Genomic DNA, 18,024 nt, shown 5'->3' on the forward strand with positions numbered 1-18,024 from the left:
TATTTTAACCAAAGGATAATGGGAAATATCTGAACTGTGGCGGGAGAAGAAAAGTAATGGAAATGTGGTTCTTATAAACCGATAGAGTTAAGGGCGATATAAAAAAAGCCGCTCTTATTGTTTTTAGAGTCGGCTTTATAATCTGTGATTTATTTATCTTTCAGTAGGTCCGGTCGTAGGCGTGCAGTGCGTTCCTGTGCCTGTTGTAACCGCCATTCATCAATCTTCCGTTGATGGCCGGAGAGAAGGACGTCGGGTACTTTCCAACCTTTATATTCTGCCGGGCGGGTATATACCGGAGGTGCCAGCAAATCATCCTGGAAAGAATCGGAGAGGGCACTTTGTTCGTCACCGATCACTCCGGGGATTAAGCGTACCACTGCATCGGTAATAATAGCGGCAGCCAGTTCGCCTCCGGTCAGGACATAATCACCGACAGATATCTCTTTAGTGATCAGATGTTCGCGTATCCGGTAGTCGATGCCTTTATAATGGCCGCATAGAATAATCATATTATTCAGTAGCGACATGCTGTTTGCCATGGGCTGGTTGAGGGTTTCTCCATCCGGGGATGTATAGATGACTTCGTCATATTCCCGTTCACTTTTTAAAGCAGATATGGCCCGGTCGATCGGTTCGATCTGCATGACCATCCCGGCTTCTCCGCCGAAAGGATAATCATCCACACGCCGCCATTTGTCGGTCGTGTAGTCTCTTAGGTTGTGCAGGTGTATTTCTGCCAGGCCTTTGTCCTGTGCTCTTTTTACGATGGAGCAATTAATCATTCCATCGATCATTTCCGGTAATACGGTCAGTATATCAATACGCATAGAAGTTCATTTATTTACGGTGCAAAATACGGTATTATTTTATAGTTATCAAAATTCTGTTGGTTCATAATATCTTTTTCTTACTTTTGTAATCAGAATCAAACGGCTGATAAATCAACGGTTTTTGCAGGATTTAAGGTGGAATTCGGTATCAGCAAATAATTATATAATGAAAAACACACTAGGTATAGGGCATTTTATCGTATTACTGATTGCTGTCGCAATAGCCATTTTAATAGTGACTACCGCATATTCTTTTGTAAATGAAGGGGAAATAACATTTGTAGATGAAATAGATAATGCAGAGACGGGTGAAAGTTCTTCGTCGGATGAACTGTATTTGTCGAATTCCAACGAATATAAAAGTTGGAAGAACACAACCGATACTACTTTTAAAAGTTTATATAACGGGAATCAGGCGGAAGACATCCTGGCGATGCGTCCGGATATGGTTATCCTCTGGGCCGGCTATGCTTTTTCTAAAAGTTATTTATCCCCGAGAGGACATATGTATGCTATTGACGATCTTCGTTATAGTCTACGTACCGGAGCCCCGCGGAAAGCAGGTGAAGGTCCTCAACCGGCTGCATGCTGGTCATGTAAAAGCCTTGATGTTCCGCGGCTGATAGGGGAAGTCGGTTCGCAAGGCTTTTATAGAAAGAAGTGGTACGACTGGGGATCGGAGGTTGTCAACCCTGTCGGTTGTGCCGACTGTCACGATCCCGAAAGCATGGAGTTGAGAGTGCCGCGCCAGTTTTTGTCCGATGCTTTGAAACGGGCAGGCGATGCGATAGAGAATGCTTCCGAGCAGAAGATGCGTTCGCTGGTTTGTGCTCAATGCCATTCGGAATATTATCTGAAAGGAGAAGATAAAGAGATTGTTTTACCCTGGGACTCCGGCTATACGGTAGAAGCGATTGAAAACTACTATGACCGGATAGACTTTACGGATTATACCCATAAATTAAGCAGAACTCCCATGCTGAAAGCCCAGCACCCGGATTATGAACTGGCTCAAATGGGTATTCATGCCCGCCGTGGAGTCTCTTGCGGGGAATGTCATATGCCTTTTGTGGAAGAGGAGGAAAGAGGATATAATAATCATCATATCCAAAGTCCGTTGGCGATGATAAATAAAACGTGCCAGTCCTGCCATCGTGAAAGTGAGGAAGAACTCCGTCAGGACGTATATATCCGCCAGAATAAAGTGATGGAATTACGGAATCATATGGAAAAAGAATTGGTAAAGGCACATATCGAAGCCAAATGTGCCTGGGATAGGGGTGCAACGGAAAGCCAGATGCAACCGGTTCTTAAACTGCTTCGTAGTGCCCAGTGGCGTTGGGACTTTGCTATTGCTTCGCACGGCGCTGCTTTCCATGCTCCGCAGGAAGTAGAACGCATATTGGGTGACGGCCTGTATAAAACGATGCAGGCACGTATGATAATCAGGAATATATTGGATAAACACGGTTACGACAGGGAGGTTCCTATACCAGATCTTTCTACTAAAGAGAAAGCACAGAAATACATCGGTCTGGATATCCGTTCGGAAATGGCAGCGAAAGATGAATTCCTGAAAACAGTCATACCGGAATGGATTGAAGAAGCCAAAGCCAATAAACGTTTTATTGAGGAGTATAGGGTAGCGAAATAGTAAATTTGCTGCCTTTCCCTTCTTCCGATTCGAGCAGGATCGTCCCGTTGAATGTTTTTATGATACTCAGGCTGATAGCCAATCCCAAGCCTGTTCCTTTGGCGAACTCATCCAGCTTCTGGAAGCGTTCGAACACCTGGTTTATTTTATCTTTAGGAATTCCCTTTCCGGTATCTTCTACAGAAAGTAAAATATGTTGATTGTCTGTGTCGTATTCATATTTGACTTTGATATATCCATGCGATGTAAACTTGGTTGCGTTGTTGATGAAATTGGTCACCACCTGCGTCAGTCTGAAACGGTCTGTGTAGATGATAGCCGGCTTTTCCGGAGTCTCTTTGATCAGTTCGACCCCCTCAGGCATCAGTAACTTATGTGTATTGAAAATTTCATCTACCAGCTGGCTCAGGTCGCAGTCCGCATAAGTAAAAGAGATTTGCCCGGATTCGATACGTGATAAATCCAGAATGTCGTTGATCAGTTTAAGCAGTAGCGTATTGTTCGTGTTTATCAGGCTGATGAACTCGTTCTTTTCTTCCTTGCCCAATTCCATATCCGAACCCAGCAATTGGGAAAAGCCGACGATTGCATTAAGCGGCGTACGTATCTCATGGCTCATATTGGCCAGGAATGCAGACTTCATCTTATCCGACTCTTCTGCCTTTTTCAGGGCATTCGTCAGGTCTAATTCCGTATCCTTGATTTGCTGGATATTGAGACAAAGACCGTTCACTTCAACCGAATATTCGTCATCCGGAGACGATTTAATATTTCTATTTTGCGCATATCTGAACTCCCACCATTCATGCCCTTTTTTATTGAAATCATATCTTCTTCTGGTTATTTGCCGGGAAGGGAAACCATGATCCAGCTTGTAACGGTTAAGCAGGAAATCGGCTTGTTCATCTGCATGGATGGCATTGCTGAATTCTTCCGCACTGATCGGTTTTTCGGGCATATCCAGGTAATGATAGAATTCTTTATCGAAATAAAAGACTCCGTTTTTATAACGGAACGTGAAGATATTACCGCTTTCCAGGGCAAAAGACATGAACTCTTTTTCGCGTTTCAGGTTTTCCTGTATCTCTTTTTTACGTGTGTTTTCCCTTTTGTATAATATTCGTTGGTAGATAATGATTATCAGCAACACTATACCTAATATAATACCTATACATATAATATATGGCTGATACCGGACATAGAAAGGAATGTTTATGATCTCACTTCCGGCAGGAAGTTTACTGGGGCTGATATCCCACTGGTCGAGAATTTTATAGTCGAAGATATACTTTTTTGCTGTTTCCGTAATTTTGGGGAAATCGTTTACTTCTGCTCCCTTCAATATATCGGCTATGCGGTTGGCTGCCACGATCGTTTGCTCTTCCAGGGTGGTCACATATCCTCCGATTACCCCGTAGTTATGACCGATCATTTCGGAAATGACGGAAAAACCGGGAAAAGAACTGAATCGTCCCAGGGAAAGTGTCAGGTAATCTCTCTTAACAGCCAGGTAAGCTTTGTTATAATAGTTCTCGCCCAGGCCTTTCAGTAATGACCGGGTCGATTTGCCGTTGATCGTACTGATATACATGGCATCCGGTATGATCTTTTTATCTTTGGGCAGTGAGATACCGCTTTTCCCCGACAGCCGTATTTTTTCGGAGGAGAAGATATTATTTGTCTTGCAGATATCTTTTATTTGCTGATCCATATCATCCAGCATGATTTTATCTGAATAGATATCGTCGGTGACCCGTACCACGATACATTTCCCGATAAGCTGTTCGATCAGTTCGATATTCGTTTTATAATCCGGCTTGTCATGAAAACCAGTGATGTTGGGATACTTCTGAATAAATGACTGGTTGGGATAATTGACACCGGTAAAGACTACCGGAGTTGTTTTGACGGAAGGATGATCGCAGGTCAGTAATGCGTCCAGTGCCTGGTCGTCGTAGGCCAGGATAATGTCGGGATGCAGCGATGACAACGTATTCAACTTCTCATAGAGGAACATTTTTTGTTTCTTCTCCGTCTTTTTTATACAATCCAGGTAGATGGAATGCACTTCTGCCTGAATCTCTCTTTTCTGTAACTGGTCGGCAAATATTTTCTTTATTTCTTTATAGGCAGGGAACCCGGCTTCGTATGACTGGATTATTACTATCTGTTTTGGGATGGTTGTTTGCTTGCAGGAACTATTCAGAAAGCAAAACAGGACAAGAGTGAATATAGATACATGGAGAAGTCTATTTGACATTAGAATGATGATTTAGTATATGTTTTTATCCCTAGTGTGTTATTGTTTATGACCTCGATCATTAATTTACGCCTCTAAATTAGACTGAATTTTTATATTGAACAAAGATTTAGGGAGTGAAATGTTATAATAACTGTTGATTTCTATGGTTTTTTAGAATCGTGCAAGAATAAAGTCGGCACACACGTTGAATAATTATTCTATTATTTGTACTTTTGCCAGTCAAATTGCCGCTGGCGGTGAAGGCCGCAGACGCATAGTAACTTGATTGAATAAATTTTAGAACAATGAATATATCTTACAACTGGCTGAAAGAGTATCTTGATTTCGATTTACAGCCTGAAGAAGTATCAGCAGCACTAACCTCTATCGGTTTGGAAACCGGCGGAGTGGAAGAAGTTCAAACTGTCAAAGGTGGACTGGAAGGACTGGTTATCGGTGAAGTTCTTACCTGTGTGGAACATCCGAACTCCGATCACTTGCATATTACAACAGTAAATGTCGGTGGTGAAGAACCTTTGCAGATCGTTTGTGGCGCACCTAATGTTGCAGCAGGCCAGAAAGTGGTTGTTGCTGTAAACGGTACGAAACTGTATGACGGTGACGAAGTCTTTACGATCAAACGTTCAAAGATACGTGGTGTCGAGTCAAACGGTATGATCTGTGCAGAAGACGAGATCGGTATCGGAACAGACCATGCCGGTATTATCGTCCTCCCGGCTGATGCGGTTGTAGGAACTCCTGCCAAGGAATATTATAATGTAAAGAGCGACTATGTGTTGGAAGTGGACATCACTCCGAACCGTGTGGACGGAACGTCTCATTTCGGTGTTGCCCGCGACCTGGCTGCTTACCTGAAACAAAACGGCAAGCCGGCGGAACTGAAACGTCCCTCTGTCGACGCTTTCAAAATAGATGATGAAACCCCGGCTATTGAAGTCGTGGTAGAAAATACAGAAGCCTGTCCCCGTTACTCCGGTGTGACAATCAAAGGCGTAACCGTAAAAGAAAGCCCGGAATGGTTGAAGAACCGCTTGGCTATCATCGGTCTGCGTCCTATCAATAATGTAGTGGACGTAACTAACTTTGTCCTTCACGAATTGGGACAACCTTTGCACTCGTTCGATGCCGGTAAGGTTAAAGGAAATAAAGTGATCGTGAAGACACAACCGGAAGGAACGAAGTTCGTTACTCTGGACGGTGTTGAACGTACGTTGACCGATCGCGACCTGATGATCTGCAACGCTGAGGAAGCAATGTGTATCGGTGGTGTATTCGGCGGTCTGGATTCAGGTGTAACGGAACAGACTACCGATGTATTTCTGGAATCAGCTTGCTTCCATCCGACATGGATTCGTAAGACAGCCCGTCGTTTCGGTCTGAATACGGATGCCTCTTTCCGTTTCGAACGTGGTCTGGATGCAAACAATACAATCTATGTATTGAAGCGTGCCGCATTGTTGATTCAAGAAGTTGCAGGTGGTAAGATTACCGGTTCGATCCAGGATGTATATCCGGTTCCAATGAAACCGTACACGGTTGAACTGACTTATAATAAGATAAATTCACTGATAGGTAAGGTAATTCCGGTAGAAACGGTTAAGAGCATTCTGGACAGTCTGGAAATGGAAATCGTTTCGGAAACAGCCGAGGGATTGACTATCCATGTACCTGTTTACCGTATCGACGTACAACGTGATGTAGACGTGATCGAAGATATCCTTCGTATCTACGGATATAATAATATCGAATTCAGCGACAGCGTGAAGTCGAACCTGAGCTACAAAACAGCAACAGACCGTAGTTACGATCTGCAAAACCTGATCTCGGAACAGCTTTGCGGTTCGGGTTTCAATGAGATCATGAATAACTCGCTGACCCGTTCGGCTTATTACGATGAGTTGACTACTTATCCGGTGTCTCACTGCGTCATGCTGATGAACCCGCTGAGTGCCGACCTGAACGGTATGCGTCAGACACTGTTGTTCGGTGGTTTGGAAAGTATCGAATACAATGCCAAACGTAAGAACGGCAATATCCGTTTCTTCGAGTTCGGAAACTGCTACGATTACAATGTAGAAAAGAAAAGAGAAGATGCCACACTGGCCGAATACTCGGAAGACTATCGTCTGGGAATATGGGTTTGTGGTAACCGGGTGGAAAACAGTTGGGCACATGCCGACGAAAAGTCTACCGTATATGAACTGAAAGCTTATGTAGAAAATATCCTTGCCCGCCTGGGAGTAAACCTGAAGAAAGTGATCTTCGGAAACCTGAGCAATGACATCTATTCGACAGGTGTTAGCATCACAACTGCTTCCGGTCGTCAGTTGGGTACTTTCGGTATCGTGAGCCGTAAGATATGTAAGGCGATGGATATCGACTTCGAAGTTTATTATGCAGAATTGTCATGGACGCTGCTGATGAAAGAAACGAAGAAGAACAAAGTTACTTTCTCCGAGATCTCCAAGTTTCCGGCAGTGAAACGCGACCTGGCTCTTTTATTGGATAAGTCGGTTCAGTTTGCTGAAATCCAAAAGATCGCAGAAGACAGCGAACGAAAGTTGCTGAAGGAAGTATCCCTGTTCGACGTTTACGAAGGCAAGAACCTGCCGGCAGGTAAGAAATCGTATGCCGTAAGTTTCTATCTGCAGGATGAGACAAAGACATTGAACGATAAACAAATCGATGCAATCATGCAGAAGATCCGGAAGAATCTGGAAGATAAGCTGGGTGCGTCATTGAGATAATGATTAATTCATAACAATAAAAACATTCATACAATATGGGAAGAGCGTTTGAGTTCCGTAAAGCAAGAAAATTTAAACGTTGGGGTAACATGGCCCGCGTATTCACAAAACTGGGTAAGGAAATCACTATTGCGGCGAAAGCCGGTGGTCCTGATCCGGAAAACAATCCCCACTTGCGTGCTTTGATGCAGAATGCAAAGAAGGAGAACATGCCGAAGGAAAATGTAGAACGTGCTATTAAACGTGCTGTAGAAAAAGACTTCACCGGTTATAAGGAAATGAACTATGAAGGATACGGCCCGTATGGTATCGCTATCTTCGTGGAAACAGCGACTGACAACACAACCCGTACGGTTGCCAACGTGCGTAGCTATTTCAACAAACACGGTGGTTCGCTGGGTACAAGCGGTAGCCTTGAATTCCTGTTCGACCATAAGTGCGTATTCCATATTGCGAAGAAGGAAGGCATTTCACTGGAAGACCTGGAACTCGAACTGATCGACTATGGTGTGGATGAAGTGGATGAGGACGAAGAAGAAGTGGTTATCTACGGCGAATTCTCCCAGAACTCCGCTATCCAGAAGTATCTGGAAGAAAACGGCTATGAGATCACAAGCAGCGAGTTCGTACGTATACCGAACGACCTGAAAGAAGTGACTGCCGAACAACGTGAAGCACTTGACAAGTTGATCGAAAAGCTGGAAGAAGACGACGACGTGCAGAATGTATTCCATAATATCAAGGAAGACGACAGCGAAGAAGAGTAATCTTCTGTCTTATATGTTAAAAGGAAGTGATATCGGAGTAATTCCGGTATCACTTTTTTTATGTCATTGGGTTTTTTTGTACTTTCGCGCCGGACTAGTATATAATTAAACTCTATCTGTATGAAAAAGGTAATTTTTCTGTGGGTTCTCGCATGCCTCGGTGTAATGTGTAATCAGGCTTCGGCGCAAAAGGAGCTGGGCATTTTCAATTCTCTTTCGGTAGGTGTAAGTGCCGGTACGACTGGTATCGGTGTCGATGTGGCAACTCCTGTTACACCTCATTTTGCAATTCGTGGTGGTGTTTCGTTTATGCCGGGAATAAAGATCAATACCGATGCGGATGTCGATCTGACAGATCCGGAATTGGGTGAGCGAACTTCAAGTATCGACCTGACGGGTAGTACGAAACGTGCTTCCGGCGAGTTGCTGGTCAATTATTATCCGTTCCTGAGTTCTTCTTTCTTCGTTACTGCCGGTGCTTATTTCGGTGGTTCCAAGATGGTGAAGATCGACGGGCATAGCGATGAACTGGCCGAATACATAAAGAATGGTGGTGATGCCAATATCGTTATCGGCGACCAGACGATTGCTGTGGATAAGAACGGTAACGTATCCGGCGGTCTTAAGGTATCGGGATTCCGTCCTTACCTGGGTGTCGGTTTCGGACGTGCTGTGCCTAAAAAGCGTGTCGGTGTACAGTTTGAACTGGGTGTACAGTTCCATGGATCTCCTAAACTTTATACAAGTTCCGGTGATCTGGGTAGCGCATTGGGTGACGGCGACGATACTTTCACGAAGATCATGGATAAACTGACGGTTTATCCGGTAATGAAAATACGCTTCTGCGGTAGATTATTCTAATCCCTTTAGGGATGTTGCCGGACATTTGCCTTCATCATTCATATTGTGAGGGCAAGTGTCTGGCTTTTAATTCTTTTATCTATGAATGCAGCCGGGTGAATATCCTTCATTATGCCTTCATCCGAACGATAAACAAGACCGGATTATCTTCCTCCGTACGATCCGGGAAAGCCCGTTTCAACTCTTCTCCTGAACGGCAGTAACAAAACGAATTATTATATACATCCAGGGCTTGCAGGTCGGGGACTTTTCCTGTTTGGTAGAAGTTGTCGTCAAACCCTCCCGCCACATTATAAGCATAATCTTCCCGGCGGTCGTAGCAGAAAGTGTAATTCTGTTCATCTTCGCTTGCATCACCGTAGGTGGAGACCAGGTAACGCCCGGCTATGCACAACGGAAGGATGGAGGAATATCCTTCGTGGATATCCAATTTGTTCCGGCTGATCAGATAAAGTGTATCCGCCAGTATCTCTTCCGGCTGTACGGAAGGGGTGTGGGCATATACATTGCCGTTGGAAACGGACAGTTCCGGCGAAAAGCAGGCTCCGAGATAGAAACGTCCCAGGTCGGCAGCCGTCAGTTTGCGGGCATCCTGCAGATGGAGTGTCGTATCGAATTTATAGAGCCAGCGATCGATATATTGTTTACCGGGTTCTTCTTTGCAGGGAGACAGGGATTGTGCCGTCATCCAGATATGGCGGTCATGATAGATCATCCGGGTAGGAGTGTTCAGCGGATTGATCCCTGCCAGGCTTTTCTGTTCCAGCAATACGCCTTCGTAATCGTAATAATAAACGTTTTCTTTATCATCCATCACGATCAGTTGTTTTTGCAGCGGATCGATCACATAGTCGGTCACCGGAAAGAGGGTGTTCGATGTCACCTGGTTTTCGAATTTACCGGAACAGTTGAAGCGGTAGAGCTGACGGTTGCTGACAAGGAACAAATCTTCCCTGTCGCGTTTAATCTGCGTGGCATATTTCAGTCGGCAGTCGGAATTGGTTTCCAACGGGATGGCGATTACCTCTTCGGCGATATCCGACAAGGAGCCTTTAACGGTGCTTTTCACCGGAGTATCGACACAGAAAAGTTGATATCCCTCTTTTATATAGATGATACTGACGAGCAGTAGCAGTAGTAAACAGGTCTTTTTCATTTCATGATTCGTTTAAAGAGAACGTAAATATAACGATCTTATCTCCGGTTTATTGAATGAAAGGTCGATTTCTTTTGTTCTTTTGAAGTATTTAGAGCAAAATCATTAAATTTGTACAGAAGGTAGTAAAAACACAGAAGTGATGGAGAATTTGATCGAATTGTCGAAGACGGAATTGACTCTTGCCTTTGCAGCTTCATGCATTGAAAGTGTAGCTCGCAGGTTGAGTGTGCCTTATCAGGAAGTATATACCCGAATGAAACGGGTAGGATTGATAGAGCGCTACATACTTCCCTGTTACGACACATTGCATACAATGAGCCGGGAGAATGTAACGGATGATGTAATAGAATGTTTAACTCGGTGGGAGAATCAATAATGAAAATTAGAGTATATCATGGAGGAACGGAATGCGTAGAGACTCCTGTTTGTCGTTTGGGACGGGGAAATTTGGATTTTGGACAGGGCTTCTATGTGACTGATATGAAGGAACAGGCTCTCCAATGGGCTATTACAACAGCTATGAGACGCAAGGCCTCTCCAATTATCAATGTGTACCAATTGGATCGGGAGGCCATTTTGCTTGAAGCACGTTGTAAACTCTTTACGGCCTATGACATGGAATGGTTAGACTTTATTGTAGCCAGTCGTAACGGAAAGAACCCGTCAATTGCCTACGACTATGTGGAAGGCGGTATTGCCAACGACCGGGTAATTGACACTGTTAATCTATATATAGCCGGTCTGATGAGTGCAGAAGTCGCTTTGCAGCGCCTAGCTTTGCATCAGCCCAATAACCAGATATGTTTGCTTAATCAATGTCTTACCGATAAATATCTTGTATATGAAGGATTTGAACCAGTATAGTGATCCGGTGAAGTCTCCTGAAATTCAGGAAATCATCCTAAGCAACCGTATCGGCATGATTGCGGCAGAATTGTCAAAACGTCTGGATATCGCTCCGGGCAGAGCATTGCAATTATTTTATGAAAGCAAGAGTTGTGCAGATCTACATGATAAGGCTACCGGACTTTATCTTTATGGTAACCTCTATATTGTGGATGAAGTTATACGGGAGTATGAAAGGGGATAAAATCAGATCCCCTTTAGCTTTGCAGGAATACCCAGTTGTCGCCATCCGACATGCTTTCGTCGTACCTGAACCCTTCCCATGAGAAACTCTTTAATGCTTCCGGGTCGTTGATCCGGTTTTTTAGTATGTAACGGGTCATCTGTCCGCGGGCCATCTTGGTATAGATCACGATCGTCTGTGCCTTCCCGTTCTTCCAAACCTTGAACTCCGGTGTGATGATGCGTACCGCTTTTTCTACCTCTTTCCAGTTGTAAGCTCCTTGTATCTCCTGGCTGGCAAGGTTGATCAGGATATTGTCGTTCGCTTTCACATCGTCTATAAGCGTTTGTGTCTGCCGCGGGCGCCAGTAGTTGTACATATTTCCTTCGCCCAGTTCCGGCAGTTTCACTTCATATTCCATCCGGTAGGTCTTGATAAGGTCGAGCGGACGCAATAGGCCATAGCAGATGGAAGCGATCCGCAGATGATCATTCATGTAACGAAAATCGTCGGGCGTAAAGTCCTTCGGTGCCAGGTTCTTGAAGACCACTCCGGTATAAGCCAGTATTGCCTGCAACGGATGGTTCTCTTCCGAATGGAACTCCTGGAACCGGTTGTAATTCTCTAACGCCAGCTTGGGGTTGAGCTTCAATATCTTTTTCAGTTCATCGGCAGAGAACTGTGCCATATTCAGGGCTATTTCCTTCGCTTCCTGTGCAAAACGGGGCGTGGTCCCTGCAGGCGCTTTTATCTTAGAGGTGCCGGCCATTGTCTTGGCTGACGTTAATATAATTAGCATATTTATATGTTGTTTCTGGTTTACCGGGTAAATTTAATGTTTTCTTCCCTATATCCTAACTCAAAACATACGAATAACTATTATTTTTCTCCTATGTTTTTTTACTTTTGAGCAAGCCCGAAATTAATTTTTAGCATGCTTGAATTTAATTTTGAGCTAGCTAAAAATTGATTTTATGCTTGCGCAAAAGTAAAATTATTGCTATCTTTCGAACTAAATAATAAGGACTTAAAACTTAAATCTACTGCATATGTGTGCTAAATATACGTTTTATAAGAATCCACCGAACCGGGAAACGGGAGAAACAGGTTCACTGTATGCCAAAGTCGTTTCCGATGGGAAGATCACGACTGACTTGCTGGCGGATGAGATAGCCGGCATCTGTTCGTTCAGTTCCGGCGATGTAAAGGGGGTGATTCGTGCTTTATCGGACAGGTTGGCCTTTCATTTGAAATATGGCGAAACCGTTGACCTGGATGGGATAGGTAACTTTTCTGTCACCTTAAAGACACCGAAGGGCATCACCAGCCCGAAGCAAATTCGTGCCGAGTCGATCAGTTTTAACAATGTTGTCTACCGTTCCTCTCCCCAACTTAAGCAGCAACTGAAAGCAATGCCTCTTGAACGTGCCGTCCTTCCCAAACGCAAGGAACAGGCCGAAGAGGAACGGCTGAAGCGCATCCTCACCCGACTGGAAACCAGCCACCTCATTTCTTCCTCCGATTGCATGTGTTTTAATCAATGCAGCCGTTATCAAGCCCTGAAAGACCTGAAGAAGCTTCACGAACTAGGTAAACTGCTCCGGCTGGGAAGGGGGAAGCAGAAGTATTATGTGCTGGCGGAGAATTGGCAGAAAGGGATGCGGAAGGATGGGGAAAGCAATGAGTAGGTTTCTCTGAACCGATCATGTTAAAGTTTCATTACTACTCAGAAAGAAAAATAAACAGCTCACAGGGCGTTTCTATGCTAAACATTTCATATATTTGTTGCGGCAAAGGATTTATTTCCTGGGCTGACATAAATATTTATAGAAGCGTTTAGCTTATTCCGACGTAAAGAAATCTGGACAATTTCTCGTTAGGTGGAATAAATTGAGACGCTCATCCTTGTTGTATATGTATTTCATATATGATAAAGGTGTGAGCTGTTTTTTTATCTCCTAACAGGGCAGTCCAGAGCCTCTTTACTGGATAAACTAACAGGCTCACACTTCTTTTCTAAAAAAACACTCCGGGCCTCAGTGTTGCAACTACTAGTATTATGAAACACATGTTACACAAGTGGATTATTCCTGTCGTTTTGTTAATCGGGTTTATTGTGGTGTCTGTTAGTTGTCGGAAAGACCTGAGAGATGATGTAGATGATTTGTTAGATAGAGTTTCCAAGTTGGAAATGATGTGTGAACAAATCAACTCGGATATTGCAGGTTTGAAGCAAATCGTATCTGTACTGGAAGCAAATGACTACATTACAAGTGTAAATGAACTAGCTGATAAGAGCGGATATGCCATAAATTTTTTGAAAGGTAATACAATCGTTATCAAACATGGAACAGATGGTGAGTCTCCTGTAATCGGGGTAGAAGAGTTTGAAGATATTTTCTATTGGACACAGAAGATAGGAGATAATTCGCCGTCCTGGATATTAGATTCTGAAAGAAATAAAGTACAGGCAACCGGAGTGAACGGTACAACACCGGTTATAGGTGTCAATAAGAATGGTAATTGGACAGTCGATTATGGAGAGGGCGTCCAAGAAATAAAAGTAAATGGTAAGCCTGTTCCTGCTAGGGGTAAAGATGGGCTCGACGGATATTCTCCGTTTAGAAGTGTGACGGATCAAGGAGATTATGTCGAAATAAAATTAACCACCGGAACTGTATTAAAGTTGCAAAAGTGGGATGAAAAGAAGATGAGGATAGTGTTTGAGGTAAATGCGGAAAATCTTATATCTGATGTGATGTATTTAAACGAGGAGAATGTAGTTCCTTATTATGTAGAAAATCCTGATCCGCAAGCTTCTGTTTACTTTGAAGCAACTAATGGCTGGATTATCAATCATAACTCAGCCGATCAATCTATTACTATAAAACCTTATGCTGCATGGGATTGCGAGGGGCGTATAATTGCTTCTGTAATAAAAGGAGATAAATTAATATCACAATTCAGGTTCTTAGTAAAAACGAATATGCAACAACAACCACTAAAGGAAGATTACATCAAAGCCGAACCACAGCCTTTGGAGGCGATAGGTGGAAAAGTCCCTGTAACCATTAATGCAACTTTCCCGATGAGATGGTTTTGTAAGGAAGCTGTCATAACAGTGACGCCGGTACTTCGTTATGAAGGTGGTGAAGCTTGGGGGACTTCTTATACTTATCAGGGCGAAAAAGTCGGAGAAAATAATCAGGTAATTTCATACGAAGAAGGAGCAAATGTGACTATGAAATCAGCTTTTACTTACAAGCCGGAAATGAAAAAATCAGAGTTGTATTTAACCTTTGACATAATAATATGGGGTAAAAAATATACCTTACCGGATGTAAAGATTGGTGAAGGGGTTATAACTTAACTTACTGATTGAGTATTGTATTGGCGCTGCGTATATAATGCCAGGCTCTGATGTTTATGGATGGGCGTTTGTAAGGCTTATAAACAAAAAAGTTTTGTTTGGATAGAATAGTTTCGTGTTTTTTTGTTATATTTGGATGTGTAAAATTCACATTAGTATTAATGAAAAACACAATAATGTATGTTTACTGTAGCCATGACAAACGCAGAGCTTCAACATGAAGCTTATCTTGATTTCCTTGAGTTGAAGGGGCCTATAAGGATTGCTTTCGGTAATTTCCGTTGGCAAATGAATTCTTCCGGCAAAAAGAATCCTTATTGTATCCATAATATTGTTCAAACGAAAACTTATCGTACCAAACGAAATAATACATGGCAAATAGAATTCCACAGTAATTATTACACCCGGGAAAATGCAATGATAGGAGGTTATGTGATTTATATTCCTTTATATCGGGGAGAACTTACCGAATATCTGTTCCTGAGGAGTATTGATGATTTTTTTCCTGAAAAGATAACTTCCCATTTCGTACAACGTTATAAAGAACGTTATCTGCTGCCGAACAAGATCAATACGAAAGGGATGAATGCTGCCCTTTATTTCCAACGTCACTCTGACGATATGAGGCCAACGGATTTTTATCCGGAAAACTGGAGTGAAGAAGATAAGGAAAATAAAATGATCTGGCTCTCGGATCAAGGACTGTTCGTTACTCATATGGAAGATAAGATGCGCGTTTATATCACTTTCCTTGATCAGGAGAACTTGTCATGCTATAAAGCGATAATTTATGAAGAAGAGAATTTGATGCGATTGTACAATGAAGGGAAAAAGATCAAGGATCCTATTGAGCAGGCTAAACACATGGCTTATATTTACAAACAACCCAATGCCAGAAAGATACAGGAAAGATATCTGGAAAGAACAACTGACTATGATCTTCCTGATCGCGAAGAAATTATCAAGGATTGCCTTAAGGCATGGGATGCAATGGTGAAAGCGACTTTCCAACTGTTGGATAAAGTTAGAGAGCTTGAAGTGGATGCAGATAGGATATTCAGATAAAAGAGGCTATTGAATGGTCGAATTAATGAGTGATTTCCGTGGGTTGTAAAGGTATAGGTGAATATTCAACCTTAAACTCTGTCTCCATATAAACCTCAATCTGTAATCCTATTTTATATTTTCCGGGAGCTAGTATTCCTGCTTTGAAACTCTCTTTATCGTGGCGTGATTGTAAACCATTGGTGTCCCACGATATCGGAATACTGAATAGCATGGCTTCTCCACCTTTCAATAGAGCATGGCTTTTCATCCACTCGACTTCTCCGACCCATCCTGAACGGGCATACGGATGGACATTGTATAATTCGTCTGTTCCGACACTGGGGAGATATACGGGCTGTACTGGCAGATTGGTATGATTTTCAAACAGAATGCGGAGTGAATCGTTCTTTGAGTCCAATACACGGAAGGTAAACGCACCTTTCATTTCGCTGTTTTTTACAGATTGAATACTCTTGTCTGTTACGGTACAATAGGTGTAGATGTTAGCAAAGACATAGAAATGAATTTTGTATTTATTAGGTTCTAAAAGATATTTAAACTCTGACATATTGATAACTTCCGGTAACGTATCTCCTTTGGATAGATCTCTGCCTACTCCGGCAAAAGCCAGATTGTCAATGAATGGGAATTCAGTCCATTTCCCGTTTTCCCATTGCTCCATTCTGTGATATTCGGGTTCGGCAGAAGGCGCGTTGACATTGATCACATCTAATGTGATTTGGTTTGTTTTAGTCGTATAAACAGGTTTTTGGGTTCTTATCTTGTAAGCATCCGGGTGGGTGATCGTTACATTGGGGATACGTTTCAAAGTCACTCGTTTGTTATATTGTTCTATCTCTGACAGAGGAATAGGGGCATCTATGTCGTATTGTTGTGTGTCTGCATTGGCAATGACGATTTCAGTGGTACCATCTGCACCGCCAATGATTGTCGATTGCTTTTGTTTGTTTGTACATCCGGTAAAAAGAATGCAAAGCAGCAGGTTGTATAAAATGACGGATCTCATAGGTTCACGTTTTAAAATTCAGAATTCTTTCTTCCGTATCAGGAAGAATGACCGGAATGCCTTTCTTTGGCTATGTCCGTAAAAATATGAAATTAATCTGAGAACGGATAGAAAGTGTGATTTTTATTTCTCATCAATTGCTTAATGATTGTTGGTCTGGAATTTATCCTATATATTTGAATAGTCTATGATATAGTACTAAGGTTTCATCAGAGAAATTATTATTTATGCTCCAATACATTAAAAACGAACAACATTACTCTTCCCTTATCGAGGCTATCCGGCAGGCAAAGCGGACAGTATGGATCGGCACGGCTGATATAAAAGACCTTTATATCAAAGAAGGAAAAGACGCTGTCCCCCTCCTGAAGCTGTTGGAGCAAAAGGTGAAAGAAGGTGTTGAAGTACGTCTGATCCATGCTAAAGAACCGGGACAGAACTTCCGCGATGATTTTGACAAGTATCCTTTGCTTTGGAGTCGGATGGAGCGCGTACTTTGTCCGCGTGTCCATTTCAAGTTATTGATATTCGACCTGAAGCAGGTCTATATCGGATCGGCAAACTTGACGGGAGCCGCGTTAGGCATGAAAGGAAAAGACAACCGTAACTTCGAAGCGGGAATCTTCACCTCCATAGAAGAGCTGGTGACGGAAGCCGTCGAACAGTTCGATGAGCTTTGGATGGGAATTCCTTGCAAGACATGTAAGCGGAAGAAGTATTGTTCGGACAGGATTACATGATTGAAGATCAGCACTGCCTGTAAGACGGAATCCGTATTACAGACAGTGACTTTCTTTTACTTTTTTGTATATGTTCTGGTGTAACTGTCTTGGGTGAGCGTCAGTGAGTTTTCAGATATCTTGTCAATCTTTAGTGTGTCGGAGAATGAGAGTGTTTGTCCGTTGCCGATACTTTTTCCCTGAAGTACCAAGACATCTGCATTGTCCAGTTTTATAGTTTCCCACTTCTCATAAACCAGTGTTGCCATATTGATAGAAGAGGCAAGTCCATCGTCTTTCAGTTCGAAACCTTCCATCTGTTCGGGCATACCGTTGATAGGAGCGACCCAGGAACCTTTTAATTGGTTTGTAAGATTATTATTTCCGCTGCAAGCAATCAATGCCAGTGTGGCGATAGGTAATAAGAGGCCACACGTAATCGTCTTTTTCATATTAAATACTGTTTTGAATTTGAATAAGTACACAAATATATCTGAAGGATATAGGA

The 18,024-nt window shown here is 42.8% G+C and carries 16 protein-coding genes and 2 pseudogenes; 12 read left to right on the forward strand and 6 right to left on the reverse strand.

From position 1 onward, the window contains the following. Positions 1-149: 149 nt before the first annotated feature. Positions 150-830 carry a tRNA (guanosine(37)-N1)-methyltransferase TrmD gene (gene trmD, locus M1P97_RS01210; RefSeq protein ID WP_075558248.1) on the reverse strand — a complete coding sequence of 227 codons (681 nt, stop codon included), beginning with the start codon at positions 828-830 and terminating at the stop codon, positions 150-152. 169 nt (positions 831-999) lie between these two features. Between trmD and nrfA the strand changes: the two genes are divergently transcribed. Further along, positions 1,000-2,487, forward strand: a complete 1,488-nt coding sequence (gene nrfA, locus M1P97_RS01215; RefSeq protein WP_249388168.1) for an ammonia-forming cytochrome c nitrite reductase — start codon at positions 1,000-1,002, stop codon at positions 2,485-2,487. On the opposite strand, the gene M1P97_RS01220 is transcribed toward nrfA, so the two are convergent. Continuing rightward, positions 2,459-4,747, reverse strand: a complete 2,289-nt coding sequence (locus M1P97_RS01220) for an ATP-binding protein (RefSeq protein WP_249388169.1) — start codon at positions 4,745-4,747, stop codon at positions 2,459-2,461. The two genes, nrfA and M1P97_RS01220, sit on opposite strands and share 29 nt — an antisense overlap. A 287-nt stretch (positions 4,748-5,034) precedes the next feature. Here M1P97_RS01220 and pheT point away from each other — a divergent pair, with 287 nt between their 5' ends. The 3 genes from pheT to M1P97_RS01235 all read left to right on the forward strand — a co-directional run bounded on the left by pheT (position 5,035) and on the right by M1P97_RS01235 (position 9,125). Continuing rightward, positions 5,035-7,497 carry a phenylalanine--tRNA ligase subunit beta gene (gene pheT, locus M1P97_RS01225; RefSeq protein WP_195375202.1) on the forward strand — a complete coding sequence of 821 codons (2,463 nt, stop codon included), beginning with the start codon at positions 5,035-5,037 and terminating at the stop codon, positions 7,495-7,497. A gap of 35 nt (positions 7,498-7,532) precedes the next feature. After that, positions 7,533-8,264 carry a YebC/PmpR family DNA-binding transcriptional regulator gene (locus M1P97_RS01230; protein WP_129732704.1) on the forward strand — a complete coding sequence of 244 codons (732 nt, stop codon included), beginning with the start codon at positions 7,533-7,535 and terminating at the stop codon, positions 8,262-8,264. 120 nt (positions 8,265-8,384) lie between these two features. Then, on the forward strand, positions 8,385-9,125 hold the full coding sequence (locus M1P97_RS01235; protein WP_195375203.1) for a hypothetical protein: 741 nt from the start codon (positions 8,385-8,387) through the stop codon (positions 9,123-9,125). A gap of 109 nt (positions 9,126-9,234) precedes the next feature. Here the strand turns inward: M1P97_RS01235 and M1P97_RS01240 are convergent, their stop codons facing one another. Beyond that, positions 9,235-10,281, reverse strand: coding sequence for a 6-bladed beta-propeller (locus M1P97_RS01240; RefSeq protein ID WP_249388170.1), 1,047 nt, complete (start codon positions 10,279-10,281; stop codon positions 9,235-9,237). Positions 10,282-10,423: 142 nt separating this feature from the next. Between M1P97_RS01240 and M1P97_RS01245 the strand changes: the two genes are divergently transcribed. Genes M1P97_RS01245 through M1P97_RS01255 form a run of 3 tightly spaced genes read left to right on the forward strand, consistent with a single transcriptional unit; the run spans position 10,424 to position 11,374 of the window. Continuing rightward, positions 10,424-10,660 carry a DUF3791 domain-containing protein gene (locus M1P97_RS01245; RefSeq protein ID WP_249388171.1) on the forward strand — a complete coding sequence of 79 codons (237 nt, stop codon included), beginning with the start codon at positions 10,424-10,426 and terminating at the stop codon, positions 10,658-10,660. After that, positions 10,660-11,148, forward strand: coding sequence for a DUF3990 domain-containing protein (locus M1P97_RS01250; RefSeq protein WP_229058703.1), 489 nt, complete (start codon positions 10,660-10,662; stop codon positions 11,146-11,148). Before M1P97_RS01245 ends, M1P97_RS01250 begins: the two co-directional genes overlap by 1 nt. Beyond that, a complete protein-coding gene (locus M1P97_RS01255) occupies positions 11,126-11,374 on the forward strand; it encodes a hypothetical protein (RefSeq protein ID WP_195375207.1) in 249 nt (82 codons plus the stop codon). Before M1P97_RS01250 ends, M1P97_RS01255 begins: the two co-directional genes overlap by 23 nt. A 13-nt stretch (positions 11,375-11,387) precedes the next feature. On the opposite strand, the gene yaaA is transcribed toward M1P97_RS01255, so the two are convergent. Beyond that, positions 11,388-12,152, reverse strand: a complete 765-nt coding sequence (yaaA, locus tag M1P97_RS01260) for a peroxide stress protein YaaA (RefSeq protein WP_249388172.1) — start codon at positions 12,150-12,152, stop codon at positions 11,388-11,390. 250 nt (positions 12,153-12,402) lie between these two features. Between yaaA and M1P97_RS01265 the strand changes: the two genes are divergently transcribed. The 4 genes and pseudogenes from M1P97_RS01265 to M1P97_RS01275 all read left to right on the forward strand — a co-directional run bounded on the left by M1P97_RS01265 (position 12,403) and on the right by M1P97_RS01275 (position 15,788). Further along, entirely contained in the window at positions 12,403-13,041 is a 639-nt protein-coding gene (locus M1P97_RS01265; RefSeq protein WP_249388173.1) for an HU family DNA-binding protein, read from the forward strand. Between the two features lie 380 nt (positions 13,042-13,421). After that, positions 13,422-14,030 (forward strand): annotated as a pseudogene (locus M1P97_RS26335) (PL29 family lyase N-terminal domain-containing protein); the annotation flags it as partial. Positions 14,031-14,348: 318 nt separating this feature from the next. Then, positions 14,349-14,717 (forward strand): annotated as a pseudogene (locus M1P97_RS26340) (hypothetical protein); the annotation flags it as partial. Between the two features lie 186 nt (positions 14,718-14,903). Beyond that, entirely contained in the window at positions 14,904-15,788 is an 885-nt protein-coding gene (locus M1P97_RS01275; protein WP_129732710.1) for a hypothetical protein, read from the forward strand. A gap of 22 nt (positions 15,789-15,810) precedes the next feature. Here the strand turns inward: M1P97_RS01275 and M1P97_RS01280 are convergent, their stop codons facing one another. Continuing rightward, positions 15,811-16,797 carry an immunoglobulin-like domain-containing protein gene (locus M1P97_RS01280; protein ID WP_195375211.1) on the reverse strand — a complete coding sequence of 329 codons (987 nt, stop codon included), beginning with the start codon at positions 16,795-16,797 and terminating at the stop codon, positions 15,811-15,813. 227 nt (positions 16,798-17,024) lie between these two features. Here M1P97_RS01280 and M1P97_RS01285 point away from each other — a divergent pair, with 227 nt between their 5' ends. Further along, positions 17,025-17,537, forward strand: coding sequence for a phospholipase D-like domain-containing protein (locus tag M1P97_RS01285; protein ID WP_195375212.1), 513 nt, complete (start codon positions 17,025-17,027; stop codon positions 17,535-17,537). A 56-nt stretch (positions 17,538-17,593) separates the two neighbouring features. On the opposite strand, the gene M1P97_RS01290 is transcribed toward M1P97_RS01285, so the two are convergent. Continuing rightward, entirely contained in the window at positions 17,594-17,968 is a 375-nt protein-coding gene (locus tag M1P97_RS01290; RefSeq protein WP_195375213.1) for a lipocalin-like domain-containing protein, read from the reverse strand. Between the last annotated feature and the right edge of the window lie 56 nt (positions 17,969-18,024).

It is taken from the genome of Parabacteroides leei, assembly GCF_023369805.1.
GTDB lineage: Bacteria > Bacteroidota > Bacteroidia > Bacteroidales > Tannerellaceae > Parabacteroides > Parabacteroides leei.